Genomic DNA, 13,393 nt, shown 5'->3' on the forward strand with positions numbered 1-13,393 from the left:
TCCTATTGCTCCTGGTTCAGCGTCATCCACACCCCCTTGGTCTGGGTGTAGGCCAGCAAGGCGTCAAAGCATTTGTCGCGGCCATTGCCGGACTCTTTCCAGCCGCCGAACGGCAGTTGCATATCGCCGTCCATATAGCTGTTGACGTAGACCATGCCGGCTTCTACCTCGCGCGCGAAGCGATGCGCATGGTTGAGGTTTTGGGTCCAGATGCCCGCCGCCAGGCCAAAGGGGCTGTCATTGGCGATGGCGATGGCCTGGTCCAAGCCGGATACCGGCATCACGCAGGCCACTGGGCCGAAAATCTCTTCTCGCGCTATGCGCATGCCGTTGTTCACGCCGGCGAACACGGTGGGGTTGACGTAGGCGCCGTGGTCCAGATGGCGCGGGGTGTCGCCGCCCAGCAGGCATTGCGCACCGGCTTGCCGGCCCAGCGCAATGTAATCCAGCACGCGCCGCTGCTGGCCGCGGCTCACCAGTGGGCCCATGCTGGTGGCGGGGTCCAGCGGGTCTCCCGGGATGTGATGCGCGCGCGCGGCGTTTAGGAAGGCTTCGAGAAAATCGGGAAGAATGCTTTGTTCCACCAGCAGGCGGGAGCCGGCGCAGCAGATCTGGCCTTGATTGCCGAATACGCCCATGGCCGCCCAACGCGCGGCGGCCTCCAGGTCCTGGACATCGGCCAAAATCACATGGGGGGATTTGCCGCCGCACTCCAAGGACAGTTGCTTCATATTGGACTGGCCCGCGTAGCACAGCATCAGCTTGCCCACTTCCGCCGAACCGGTGAAGGCGATCTTGTCGACATCCTGATGCAAGGCCAACGGCCGGCCGCAGCCAGGTCCATCGCCGGTCAGCACATTGAGTACCCCGGGCGGGGCGCCCGCCTCAATGAAGAGCTTGGCCAGCCATAAAGCGCTGAGCGGAGACTCTTCCGCCGGCTTGAGCACCACGGAGTTGCCGGCCGCCAGCGCCGGCGCGATCTTCCAGCAGCTCATCAGCAAGGGGTAATTCCAGGGCACCACGCAAGCCACCACGCCCAAGGGTTGGCGCAGCACAAAGCTATGGATGTGGCTGGCGGTTGCTCCCACCGTGCCCAGTACCTTGTCGATGGATTCCGCGGTAAAGCGCAGGCACTGCACGCTCAGGGGCAAGTCCACCGTCAGCATCTCGCTAATTGGCTTGCCCATGTCCAGGCAGTCCAGCAAAGCGAAAGTGCGTTGATGTTGTTCGATCAAATCGGCGAGCCGATTGAGGACGGCCATACGCTCCCGCGGCGGTCGTCTGGACCAGACGCCGGACTGAAAAGCGCGCCGCGCGGAATTGACGGCGATATCCACGTCCTGGCCATCGGCGCTGGGCAGCTTGGCCAGGGTCTCGCCATTGCTTGGATTGACGCTGGCGAAGCGCCGGCCGGAACGCGCCTGACGAAAGTCCCCGTCAATGAACAGCCCCTGTTCCAAGGGCAGTGCCTTGGCCAGGGCGCGCCAGTCGTCGGCTAAGAGAGGTTCAGCGGACATATTCGGCTCCTGAGTCTAATAAGTGGGGAAAGGCGCCCAGCGATTCAAACTGACCGGCCAGCGACAGCAATTGCCGGTCCGCCCCGCGCGCGCCGATGAATTGCAGCCCAACCGGCTTGCCTTCCGAGCTCAGGCCGCAGGGGACGACGCAGGCGGGATGCTGGCTTAGATTGAGCGGGAAGCTGAAACCCGCCCACTCTGTCCAGGCAGCGCCATCGCCGGCCGGCTGTCGCGAGGCGATGGGGAAGGCCGTCAAGGGGGTGGCCGGCGCTAGCAGCAGATCGAACCGGCTCATCGTCTGGTCCATGAAGGCGCCAAATTCGGCGCGCCGGGTTTGAGCCGCAACCAAGTCCGCCGCGCTCAGGGCCAGGCCGCGCTCGGCTATTGCGACAAAGCCAGGGTCCAGTTGCCCGCGCAGAGCCGGCTCCACCATGGACAGCCGGTTGGCCGCGCCGCTGAACCAGTGCTTTTGGAAAACATCGAGCAGATCGATATCGGGAAGTTCGAATGGCTGGATCTCCACTCCCAATGAGCGCACCAGATCCAAGGCCCGCTCTATGACCGCGGCCACTTCCGCTTGCAGCTGGCCGCAGGCCGGGATGGACCAGTAAGCCACTCTGGCCCGGCTTAGCGCCAAGGGAGGGAAAGAGGGCTCGCCGCCGATGGGCTGATGCCAGTCACGCAAGTCGCGTCCGCTCATCGCGTCCAGCATGGCGCTGACATCGCCGACGCAGCGCGCAATCGGCCCGATATGCGCCAAGGTGCCGAAGGCGCTGCCGGGATAGGCCGGCACCCGGCCAAAGCTGGGTTTGTGTCCAACCAGACCGCAGAAGGCCGCCGGGATGCGAATGGACCCGCCGCCATCCGTCCCTAGGTGCAATACGCCCGCTCCGGCCGCGGCGGCCACGGCCGCGCCGCCGGAAGAGCCCCCCGGCGTCAGTTCAGGTCCCCACGGATTGCGCGTAATCCCGTGAAGCGGATTATCGGTGACGGCTTTCCAGCCGAATTCCGGCATGGTCGTCATGCCCAGCAAGACGGCGCCGGCGGCGCGCAAGCGAGCAACCGACGGAGCGTCGCTGCCGCAAACCGCCGCGCTGCTGCTGCGGCTGCCATAGCGCACGCTCCAGCCTTGCACTTGAACGATGTCCTTGATCGTGGCGGGCACGCCATCGATGGGAGACAAGGGACGCCCCCGCCGCCAACGCTCATCGGCCGCGGCGGCGGCGTCGAGCGCGCCGGCGCTGTCGATAAAAGCGAAGGCGTTGTAACGGTCTTGGACCGCCGACGCCCTGGCCAGCGCCGCTTCCGCGACTTCAAGCGGAGAAAGGCTTGCCGCGGCGTAGCGGCTGGTCATGTTTTGCACGTTCAGCCGGCAGAGCGGCGACGCGTCCGACAGCGGGAGTGTGTGGATGGATGACATACTAAGCCCCCAAGGTAAGGTGCGGCGTGGCCGCTATGGCATGACTGGGCGGTGGTGTTGTTTTGTGATGATGGTAAGCAAACGAGGCGGCGCGGAAAAACGCATTTTTCGCGGCAAGTTGCGCTGTTTTTATGTGTAAGAGCCTGTTACGCCGCTGAAGCACGGCAGACTTTCAACAGGCTCCCAAATGCCAGCTTAGGGGAGGGGACATGAATATTTCGATTAGACAAATACGTTATGTCTATGAAGTGGCATTGACGGGAAGCATCGCGGCGGCGGCGGAGGCGATACCGATTTCCAAATCCGCCTTGCTGAGCGCCATCATTCATGTGGAAAACCAAATAGGGTTTCGGATTTTTGAACGCCGCCCGGCGCGTGGCGTAAAAATCACTCCGGCGGGCAAGCAGTTCATGCTGGCGGCGCAGGATATGTTGGAAGCGAAGTCGGCGTTTAATCGTTGCATCGCCAATCTGACGCGGCCGGGGACCGTTCAATTGCGGATTGGCTGTTTTGAGCCGTTTGGCGCCTTGTTCATGCCGGATGTGCTGAAACGTTATATACAGGGTCAAGGCGAAGTCGACATCCAGCTGCGGGAAGGAGACCAGTCGCAACTGCGCAGCTGGTTGGCGGCCGACGAGGTGGATTTGATCGTAACCTACGATATCGGCTTTCATTTGGACGAGGAGGTCAGCCGTATCTGCAAGGTGCCCTGTCATGCCTTGCTGTCGATACAAGACCCGCTGGCGGAGCAAGAGGCGGTCTCGTTGGCGGATTTGGCGCTTCGGCCGCTGGTGTTGCTGGATTTGCCGCAGACGGCGGCGTATTTGTTGGCCTTGTTCGAAATATCGCCTTGTCAGCCTCATGTGCGCTTCAGGACGCGTTCGTATGAAACCGTGCGCGCGGCGGTTTCCGCGGGATTTGGCTGTTCCATCCTGAATATGTGCCCGTCCGGCAGCGCCACTCGGGACGGGCCGGAGTTGATACGACGGCCGTTTGCCGATTTCAGCTCCGCGCCCACGCTGATTGTGCAAGATAAACATGGCCGGGAAAAACCCGCTTTCATCCAGGACTTTATTACCGCGACGCAGCAGCATTTTCGCCAATTGGGGCCGGAGGGTTTCGCCGTGGCGACCCCGGCTTTGGCGGCGACTCTTTTTCAGGTTTGAAGTATTCATTCAACCATTTAGAGCCGCTGACAAAACCTTGCGGAGAACCTGAGCCAAGGCGTGCCGACGCTGGCATTACTTGGGTACGGCAATCCGGCGCACCGCGGCATCAGAGGTTTGTTAGCCGCTCTAAAAAGCGATTGGAAACCGTCGCCCATGCGCAGAGCTTGACGCCCGGATGGGTATTTTATCTCCATGGCAAGCCCGGATGAGGGCTATACTGGAGCCGGCATCGGCACCGCCGATGCATGCCAAGGAGCTGATCATGAGTAAATCAAGACACAGCAGCAAGGAAGCCAAGAAGCAGCCATTGATGACCCCCAAGGAAAAGCGGGCGGCCAAACATCAGAAGAAACACGGGCCGGACGGGGCGCCCATTATTGTCCCCCACTAAGACGAGCGCTGCGGCGATGCGGCTGGCTTGATGTGCTGAGCGCCTCGCTGGTTTTGATCCCTGCGCTGTTTTCCTTCACGGTCCATCCGACCGTCTACGCCGGCCAGCGGGCCGGCCAATCGTCCAGACCTCCTGCCATCGCGGCCAGGAGGTTTTTGTTTGGCGGGGGCGGTTTCAGGGCGTGGACATGTGCCCGGGTCGGAATATGCCGTCTTGATTTTTTGCGGCGGGAACGATAGCTTTACAGGCTTTGTTCGGGTCCAGTCGCCGTGAGCGCGGACTTAGCACCTGTTTACGATCTCGCGAGCAATGGCGAGACAAGGCGATAACGGCTGAAAAGCGGAGTGTACACATGGTACATGATCATTTTGAAGCCGCTTTCAACGCCGTATCGCCGACGCGTAGCAGATCGTAAACAGGTTCTTAGAGCACGGGAGCAAACGATGCAGCAGGCATTCGAGGTGACGGGCTATCACGCCCATGTCTATTACGACGCAAAGCAGCAGCCGGCTGCGCGGCGGCTGCGCGAGGCGGTGGCGCAGCGCTTCGAGGTGGAGTTGGGGCGCTGGCGCGAGCAGGCTTACGGGCCGCACCCGGTGGGCGCTTACCAGATCGCTTTCGCGCCGGCTTTGTTTGGCCAAATCGTGCCGTGGCTGATGTTGAACCGGGAGGGGCTGAGCGTGCTGCTGCACCCGCTGACTGGCGACGATGTAGAGGATCACAGCGATTTCGCCATGTGGCTGGGCGCGCCGCTGGAACTGAATATGGCATTCCTGCTCCAGCATGGCGACAATGCGCGCTCAGGCTGAACCTGCCCGCGAGTACAAAAAAACCCACCGGAGCCGGTGGGTTTTTTGTTTGCGCGAAACGGCTTAGCGACGTTCCACCGCCAGCGCCACGCCCATGCCGCCGCCGATGCACAGCGTGGCCAGGCCCTTCTTGGCGTCGCGGCGCTGCATTTCATGCAGCAGGGTGACCAGCACGCGGCAGCCGGAAGCGCCGATCGGATGGCCCAGCGCGATGGCGCCGCCGTTGACGTTGACCTTATCCGGGCCCCAGCCCAGTTCGCGCGCCACGCCCAGCGCCTGAGCGGCGAAGGCTTCGTTGGCTTCCACCAGGTCCAGTTCCTCCACCTTCCAGCCGGCTTTGTCCAGCGCCTTGCGGGTGGCGGCCACCGGGCCTATGCCCATGATTTTCGGCGCGCAGCCGGTCAGCGCGTAAGCCTTGATCGCGGCCAGCGGCTTCAGGCCCAGCTGGTCGGCCTTCTGCGCCGACATCAGCAGCACCGCGGCGGCGCCGTCATTGATGCCGGAAGCGTTGCCGGCGGTGACGGTGCCTTCTTTCTTGAATGCGGCGCGCAGTTTGGCCAAGCCTTCGGCGCTGGCGTCGTGCTTGATGAACTCGTCGTTGTCGAAAGCGACCGGATCGCCTTTGCGCTGCGGCACCAGTACCGGGGTGATCTCGTCCTTGAACTTGCCGGCTTTCTGCGCGGCGGCGGCGCGTTGCTGCGAGGCCAGCGCCAGCGCGTCCTGCTCTTCACGGCCGATGCCGTACTTCTCTGCCACGTTTTCGGCGGTGATGCCCATGTGATAGGCGTTGTAGGCGTCGGTCAGGCCGTCGTTGACCATGGTGTCGATCAGTTGAGCGTTGCCCATGCGGAAACCATCGCGCGAGCCGGGCAGGATGTGCGGCGACAAGGACATGTTTTCCTGACCGCCGGCGATGACGATGTCGGCGTCGCCGTTGGCGATGGCTTGAGCGCCCAAGTGAACGGCGCGCAGACCGGAGCCGCAGACTACGTTGAGAGTGGTGGCCGGAGTGGTGACGGGCAGGCCGGCCTTGATCAAGGCCTGGCGAGCCGGGTTCTGGCCGCTGCCGGCGGTCAGCACTTGTCCGAGAATGACTTCGCTGACGTCTTCCGGTTTCAGGCCGGTTTGAGCCAGCAGCGATTTGATGACGGTGGCGCCCAGTTCCGGGGCCGGGATCTTGGCCAGCGCGCCGCCAAAGCTGCCGATGGCGGTGCGGGTTGCTGCGACAATCACGACTTCCATGTTTTTCTCCGTCTCTCTTCAATGTGACCGCGAAGGTCGGTGTGTCGGCCAACGCGCCGCCGGCGTTGGAAGCGGTAGGCGGTGCGTCTTTGGAATGACTGACAAAACTCGGTTTTACGGCTGTGGCAAGGCGCATCGGCTTGGGCGGTGTTCTAGTTTCTTGACCCTATCCCGCCGACGCGTTGCCGATCGTAAACAAGCGTTTACTGCAGGCTGGCCACCACGCTGGGCATGGCCTTGGCCAGCACATAGCTGCCCGGCGCCGCTTGCAGCGGCGGGAAGTCTTTGCTGCCCAGGCTCTTGGGCGCGGCGACTTTCTTGCCGGATTGCGGAGCCAGCCAGGCGTCCCAGTCCTTCCACCAGCTGCCGGGGCGGCTTTCCGCGGTTTCCAGCCAGGCGTCCGCGTGTTCCGGCAGCTTGTCGTTGACCCAGTAATTGCGCTTGTCCTTGGTCACCGGGTTGATCGAGCCGGCGATATGGCCGGAGGCGCCCAGCACGAAGCGCCGGGACGGCGCGCCGGTCAAGTAGTGAATGCCGGAGTAGGCGGAACTCCACAGCACGATGTGGTCTTCGCGCGCGGCGAAAATGTAGACCGGGATGTCGATCTTGGAAACGTCGATGGGCACGCCGCACAAGGTGATGGAGCCTGGTTTGGTCAGCGCGTTGTTCATGTAGAACTGGCGCAGCATGAAGGTGTGCATCGGCAGCGGCAGGTCCACCGCGTCGTTGTTCCAGTATAGAAGGTCGAACGGCGCCGGCGTTTTGCCCAGCAGGTAGTTGTTGACCACGTAGTTCCACACCAGGTCGTTGGCGCGCAGGCTGGCGAAGGTGCGGCCAATTTCCTTGCCGCTGATGATGCCGCCGGCGGCGATTTTGGCTTCGCGGCTGGCCACCAGGTTCTCGTCGATGAAGTAGGAGATCTCGCCCGGCTCGGCGTGGTCTATCAGCGAAGTCATGAAGGTGGTGGAGTCGAAATACTTGAGCCCGCGGGCCTGCAGCACGCACTGGGTGGTGGTCAGGATGACGCCGCCGACACAGAAGCCCAGCGCGTTCATGCTGTCCTGCTTGCTGATCTTGCGCACGGTTTCCGCCGCGGCGATCACGCCTTTCTCGATATAGCTTTCCCAGGTGAAATGCTTCATCTCCGGTTCCGCCGAGCGCCAGCTGATCAGGAACACGCGGTAACCCTGGGCCACGAAGTGGCGCACCATGGAGTTGTCCGGCTGCAGGTCCATCAGGTAGTACTTGTTGATGCAGGGCGGCACGATCAGCAGCGGCTTTTCGTAGACTTGGCCGGTGGTGGGGGTGTACTGGATCAGTTCGATCAATTCATTGCGGAACACCACTTGGCCCGGGGTGACCACGATGTTCTTGCCGATCTCGAACTGACTTTCGTCCGACATCGAGATGTGCCCCTTCTGGAAGTCCTCCAGCATGTTCTTCATGCCGTCGACCAGGCTTTCACCCTTGGTCTCTATCGCCCGTTTCATTACGTCCGGGTTGGTCAGCATGAAGTTGCTGGGGGAGACCGCGTCCAGGTATTGGCGGGTGGCGAAGGCCAGCTTGTCCTTGGCCTCTTCCTCCAGCTGGGCGTTGTCCACCAGCTCCGTCATCCACTTGCTGGTGAGCAGATAGCCCTGCTTGAGGAAGTGATAGAACGGGTGTTCGTCCCATTCCGGAGAGGCGAAGCGGCGGTCGCCCTTTTTCGCCGAGGCGTCGCCGTTGGCGGCGGGCGCCTGGCCCAGGAACTGAGACCACAGATTCATCTGCTGCTGATACAGGCTGCTTTGCCAGGCGAACAACTGACCGGCGTTGCTGAGCATGGCGCCCCAGGCGTTGGCCAGCGGCAATTCAGCATTTCCAGGTTGCGGGGGCAGCGGCAGGTTGTTGACGAACTGCTGCATCCATTGTTGGTTGGCCTCGGATAGGCTGGCGAAGAAACTATCCAGCGGGTTTGTACTTTCTTGGGTCAAAGCTGTCTCCTGAAACGTGCCGAAGCGTTATCGAAGCTTTCCTGCATTGGACCGTGTAACAAAGTGTGCGGTCGCAAGGTACGCCATGACTGTAACAGGGTTGCATGACATTTTCACCGGGAGGAGGACGATAAGGCGCGTCGAAAGTCGCATCTTGTTGCCGCAGTGCACAATCTGCCTAGCTGTCCTTTCGGCCTGGCATGCCGGGAGGATGGAAATTATGGGATAATCGCGAAGATTAAATTGACGTTGGACTGAACGGGAAAGGATGGTCATGTCGGCATTCAAGGCGCGCTTGGGCGAAGAGGACGTCGCGGTGGGCAACATCTTCTGCATTGGGCGCAATTACGCCGCGCACGCGGCGGAGTTGAACAACCCGCTGGAAGACGAGCCGCTGGTGTTCTTGAAACCGACTTCGGCGCTGGCCGGTGAGGGCGTGCCGTTGCGTCTGCCCAACTATTCCAGCGATGTGCACCACGAGTGCGAACTGGTGTTGCTGATAGGCAAGGGCGGCCGCGATATTGCGGAATCGGAAGCGCTGGATCATGTGGCCGGCTACGGCATCGGTCTGGACATGACGGCGCGCGATGTGCAATCGGCGGCCAAGAGCAAGGGCCATCCCTGGACCAAGGCCAAGGGCTTTCCCACCGCCGCCTGCCTGTCCCGGCTGACACCGGCGGCTCAGGTGGCCGACCCGCAGCGGCTGAGCTTCGAGTTGCGCGTTAACGGGGAGCTGCGTCAGCAAGGCGATACCGGGCTGATGTTGTTCCCTGTGGCGGCCATCATCGCCTATCTGTCGCGGATCTACGGCCTGCAAGCCGGCGATCTGATCTATACCGGCACGCCGGAGGGCGTGGCGGCGGTGCGTTCCGGCGACAAGCTTAGTTTGAAGCTGGATGGATTGGCCTCCGCCGAATGGAGCGTGCTCTAGATGGCGGCCTCGGGCGAGGACGCTGGCAAGGTCCGTCTCGACAAATGGTTGTGGGCGGCTCGTTTCTTCAAGACCCGGCAACTCGCGCACGAAGCGCTGGAATTGGGGCGGGTGCAGGTCAACGGCGACAGGGTCAAGGCGTCGCGGGTGGTCAAGGAGGGCGACCAACTGGTGATGCGCATCAATCAGCTGGAGTACCGAGTCGAGGTGCTGGCGCTGAGCACCCAGCGCCGCCCGGCGCAGGAGGCGCGGCTGCTCTACCGCGAGGACGAGGCTTCGCAACGCGCTCGCGAGGAGCAGCAGTTGCTGTTGAAAGCGGAGCGCGCCAGTTTCCCGCACGGCGATGGGCGTCCCACCAAGAAGGCGCGGCGGGAGATCGGCAAGTTCAAAGGGCAGTTCTGAGAGCCTGTTCAAAGTCCGCTGCGCTATTCCGCGCGCTGTTTTACGTTTTCAACCAGGAGTCCGCTTAAGGGCCGAGCTTCACATCATGCCGTCTTCCGCGTCACCCGTTGTATCCCTGTTGCCGTTCAGCCTGTTCTATTTCAGCTATTTCGCCTTTCAGGGCCTGTTCAGCCCGTTCTGGGGGCTGTATCTGGAGTCGCTGTCCTTCTCTGCCTGGCAGATCTCGGTGTTGATGGCCTTGTCCACGTTGGCGCGTATTGTCGCGCCGGGCTTCTGGGGCTGGTTGGCGGATCGGCGAGGACGCCGGCGCACCATCATCTTGACGACTTCTCTGTTGTCGGCGGCGGCCTTCCTGCTGGTAGGGCTGGACCGCGCCTTCTGGTGGGTGTTCGTCAGCCTGGCCGTGTCGCATTTTTTCTGGGCGGCGGCGCTGCCCCTGGTGGAGGCCAGTACAGCCCACCTGACACGCGCGCAGCCGGGGCGTTACAGCCGGGTGCGGGTCTGGGGCTCGATAGGTTTTGTTTGTTTGGCGATGAGCGGCGGCTTGCTGCTGGACCTCATCGGCATCGGCAATCTGCCGTGGGCGCTCTGCGCGTTGTTGGGGCTGGTGGCGGCGGCGGCCTGGCGGGTGCCGGAGGTGGCCGCTGAACGCAAGAACGGGCAGTCGACATCAATGGCCGCTACGCTGCGGCGGCCTGAGGTGATGGCCCTGTTTGGCTGTTGTTTCCTGATGGCCTTCGCTCACGGGCCTTACTACACCTTTTTTTCCATCGGCTTGAAACAGGCGGGCTACGAGCAAGGCGCGATCGGCATGCTGTGGGGCCTGGGCGTGGTCAGCGAGGTGGCGGTATTCCTGCTGATGCCCAAGATCATGGGGCGCGCCCGCCTGGAAACGCTGATGCTGTTGTCGCTAGCGGCGGCGGTGCTGCGTTTCGCGCTGATCGCCGCCGCCGCGCAGCTGGCGTGGGTGGCGATCAGCGCGCAGTTGCTGCACGCGCTGACTTTCGGCCTGCACCACGCGGCCTCGGTGGGGCTGATCCATCGTATGTTCGACCCACATCATCACGGTCGCGCTCAAGGCTTTTACATCATCGCCTCGTTTGGCGTCGGCGGCAGCGCCGGCGGTCTGATCGGCGGGCTGGTGTGGCCGCATGGCGGCATGGCGACGACGTTCGCGATGTCGGCCGTTGCCGCCGCGCTGGGCGTGTTGCTGTGCCGGCGCTGGTTGCGGCCGGCGGCGTTTCAGGCCGGCTGATCCAATATGGGCACGATCTGCTGCGCGTTGGCGATACAGTGTTGAACACGGTTTCGAATTTCTCAGCCGTTTTCGTCTTGTCTCGCCTTAGCTAGCCAGATCGCGAGCTGGCTTTAAGAGCTCAGGCGGCACGAAATAGCAGCTGTCGCCGTCAATGCCGGGCAGTTCGATCCGGCCCTGATAACGCAGGCCGATTTTCTCCAGCACGCGGATGGACGCCTGATTGTGCGGCGCGGTGATGCCGACCACCACTTCGTGCCCCAACTGCTCGCGGCCATGTTCTATGGCGGCCTGCGCGGCTTCGCTGGCGTAGCCGCTGCCCCAGAATTGTTCCAGAAAGGCGTAGCCGATGTCCGGATAGGCCAGGCCTTCGCGCTTGACCAGACCGCAGATGCCGACTGGAACGCCGTCCTCCAACCGCTCCACCAGCAACAGGCCGTGGCCGTGCTTGCGGTAGCTGGCTTGCGGGCCCTCCTCGATATAGCGCAGCGCGCCGAGCAGGTCGTGGGCGTTTTTGTCGCCGATATTGGCGATGAAGGCCGGCTCGTTCAGCAGCTTGAGCATGAAAGGGGCGTCGCTGGCGTGCAGCGGGCGCAGTTGCAGTCTGGCGGTGGCGATGTGATGCATGGCGGGTTCGTGTTTCACGGGATAAGGTCGTAAAAAAAGCCGACGGCGCGCAAGCGCCATCGGCTTTGATGCTAACAGGCCAGCGGCTCAGCACTCAACAATATTCACCGGCACTTCGATGACGTTGATGGCCAGGCCGCCGCGAGCGGTTTCCTTGTACTTGGTGCTCATGTCCATGCCGGTGTCGCGCATGGTCTTGATCACCCGGTCCAGCGACACGAAATGCTGGCCGTCGCCGCGCAGCGCCATGCGCGCCGCGTTGATGGCCTTGACCGAGGCCATCGCGTTGCGTTCGATGCAGGGCACTTGCACCAGGCCGCCCACCGGGTCGCAGGTCAGACCCAAATTGTGTTCCATGCCGATCTCGGCGGCGTTTTCCACCTGTTCCGGGGTGCCGCCCAGCACTTCGGCCAAGGCGCCGGCGGCCATCGAGCAGGCCGAGCCCACCTCGCCTTGGCAGCCTACTTCGGCGCCGGAGATGGAGGCGTTGAGTTTGAACAGCACGCCGATGGCGCCGGCGGTGAGCAGGAAACGCACGATGCCGTCGTCGCTGGCGCCGGGCACGAAGCGGGCGTAATAGTGCATCACCGCCGGGATGATGCCGGCCGCGCCGTTGGTGGGCGCGGTCACCACGCGGCCGCCGCCGGCGTTTTCCTCATTGACCGCCAGCGCGTACAGATTGACCCAGTCCATGACCGTCAGCGGGTCGCGCAGCGCTGCTTCCGGCGAGGCCAGCAGTTTGCGGTGCATGTCGGCGGCGCGGCGTTTGACTTTCATGCCGCCGGGCAGGATGCCTTCGCGCTCGCAGCCGCGCTTGACGCAGTCCTGCATCACTTGCCAGATTTTCAGCAGCTCGGCGCGCACTTGTTCCTCGCTGCGCCAGGCCAGTTCGTTCTCAAGCATGATCTGGCTGATGGACTTGCCGTGGCGCTGGCACAAGGCCAGCAATTCCGCCGCGCTCTTGAACGGGTGCTTGAGCTCGGTGACCCCCGGCGGGGTAAAGCCGGCGTCGATGGCGGCCTCGTCGACCACGAAGCCGCCGCCCACAGAATAATAAGCGCGCTTGGACAGGCTGGCGCCGGCGGCGTCGAAGGCTTCGAAAATCATGCCGTTGGGGTGATAAGGCAGGGTTTTCTTCTTGTGCAGGATCAGGTGCTCGCCCTCGACGAAGGACACGGTGTGTTTGCCCAGCAGCGCGATGGCCTTGCTTGCGCGAATGGCGGCCAGCATGCCGTCCACCGCGTCGGTGTCTACCAGGTCGGGTTGCTCGCCCTGCAGGCCCAGCAACACCGCAACGTCGGTGCCGTGGCCCTTGCCGGTCGCGCCCAGCGAGCCGAACATTTCGGCGCGCACACTGGCGGTTTGCGTGAGCAACTCGTCTTTTTCCAGCCGGGCGATGAATTGGCGCGCGGCGCGCATCGGTCCAACTGTGTGGGAGCTGGATGGGCCGATGCCTATCTTGAACAAATCAAAAACACTGATGGCCATAATGCTTCTCTTTAAGGGCTGTGTCCCGGTAACCGGGTTGTTGTGAGGATGGCCTGGGCCGTCCTTATTATTGTCGTTGTCATGGTTTCGCATGGCTGGGGCGCCGGGCGTGCCAGCGCTCCGCCATCTTGCGGCAGCCGGGCAATCTAGACAAGCTGGAGGCCGCTGT

12 protein-coding genes are annotated in these 13,393 nt (G+C 62.9%); 6 read left to right on the forward strand and 6 right to left on the reverse strand.

Annotated features, from left to right (window positions below):
• Positions 1-2: 2 nt before the first annotated feature.
• The gene (locus BR71_RS20050) at positions 3-1,517 is read right to left on the reverse strand and encodes an aldehyde dehydrogenase (RefSeq protein WP_043641549.1); all 1,515 of its coding nucleotides are present in this window, start codon (positions 1,515-1,517) and stop codon (positions 3-5) included.
• Positions 1,507-2,937, reverse strand: a complete 1,431-nt coding sequence (locus BR71_RS20055; protein ID WP_052370913.1) for an amidase family protein — start codon at positions 2,935-2,937, stop codon at positions 1,507-1,509. The genes BR71_RS20050 and BR71_RS20055 overlap by 11 nt, the downstream gene beginning before the upstream one ends.
• A 209-nt stretch (positions 2,938-3,146) precedes the next feature.
• Between BR71_RS20055 and BR71_RS20060 the strand changes: the two genes are divergently transcribed.
• The 3 genes from BR71_RS20060 (at position 3,147) to BR71_RS20070 (ending at position 5,306) form a co-directional block, all read left to right on the forward strand.
• Positions 3,147-4,103, forward strand: a complete 957-nt coding sequence (locus BR71_RS20060; RefSeq protein WP_043641551.1) for a LysR substrate-binding domain-containing protein — start codon at positions 3,147-3,149, stop codon at positions 4,101-4,103.
• Between the two features lie 265 nt (positions 4,104-4,368).
• Positions 4,369-4,497, forward strand: coding sequence for a hypothetical protein (locus tag BR71_RS25030; RefSeq protein WP_254894653.1), 129 nt, complete (start codon positions 4,369-4,371; stop codon positions 4,495-4,497).
• 443 nt (positions 4,498-4,940) lie between these two features.
• Positions 4,941-5,306, forward strand: coding sequence for a DOPA 4,5-dioxygenase family protein (locus BR71_RS20070; protein WP_043641553.1), 366 nt, complete (start codon positions 4,941-4,943; stop codon positions 5,304-5,306).
• A gap of 63 nt (positions 5,307-5,369) precedes the next feature.
• Here the strand turns inward: BR71_RS20070 and BR71_RS20075 are convergent, their stop codons facing one another.
• Both BR71_RS20075 and BR71_RS20080 read right to left on the reverse strand, forming a co-directional pair.
• Entirely contained in the window at positions 5,370-6,548 is a 1,179-nt protein-coding gene (locus BR71_RS20075) for an acetyl-CoA C-acetyltransferase (protein WP_043641554.1), read from the reverse strand.
• Positions 6,549-6,751: 203 nt separating this feature from the next.
• Complete coding sequence (locus BR71_RS20080; RefSeq protein WP_370551762.1) at positions 6,752-8,452, reverse strand: PHA/PHB synthase family protein; 1,701 nt, start codon at positions 8,450-8,452, stop codon at positions 6,752-6,754.
• 343 nt (positions 8,453-8,795) lie between these two features.
• On the opposite strand from BR71_RS20080, the gene BR71_RS20085 reads away from it, so the two are divergent.
• The 3 genes from BR71_RS20085 (at position 8,796) to BR71_RS20095 (ending at position 11,109) form a co-directional block, all read left to right on the forward strand.
• Positions 8,796-9,452, forward strand: coding sequence for a fumarylacetoacetate hydrolase family protein (locus BR71_RS20085; RefSeq protein ID WP_043641556.1), 657 nt, complete (start codon positions 8,796-8,798; stop codon positions 9,450-9,452).
• Positions 9,453-9,854 (forward strand): RNA-binding S4 domain-containing protein, encoded by a 402-nt coding sequence (locus BR71_RS20090; protein ID WP_043641557.1) that lies wholly within the window; start codon positions 9,453-9,455, stop codon positions 9,852-9,854.
• Positions 9,855-9,939: 85 nt separating this feature from the next.
• A complete protein-coding gene (locus BR71_RS20095; protein ID WP_043641559.1) occupies positions 9,940-11,109 on the forward strand; it encodes an MFS transporter in 1,170 nt (389 codons plus the stop codon).
• A gap of 87 nt (positions 11,110-11,196) precedes the next feature.
• Here BR71_RS20095 and BR71_RS20100 read toward each other — a convergent pair whose 3' ends face one another.
• Both BR71_RS20100 and BR71_RS20105 read right to left on the reverse strand, forming a co-directional pair.
• A complete protein-coding gene (locus BR71_RS20100) occupies positions 11,197-11,754 on the reverse strand; it encodes a GNAT family N-acetyltransferase (protein ID WP_244269673.1) in 558 nt (185 codons plus the stop codon).
• 69 nt (positions 11,755-11,823) lie between these two features.
• Complete coding sequence (locus tag BR71_RS20105) at positions 11,824-13,224, reverse strand: L-serine ammonia-lyase (protein WP_043592134.1); 1,401 nt, start codon at positions 13,222-13,224, stop codon at positions 11,824-11,826.
• Between the last annotated feature and the right edge of the window lie 169 nt (positions 13,225-13,393).

Origin of the sequence: Chromobacterium haemolyticum DSM 19808, assembly GCF_000711885.1 — a bacterium.
Classification (GTDB): domain Bacteria; phylum Pseudomonadota; class Gammaproteobacteria; order Burkholderiales; family Chromobacteriaceae; genus Chromobacterium; species Chromobacterium haemolyticum.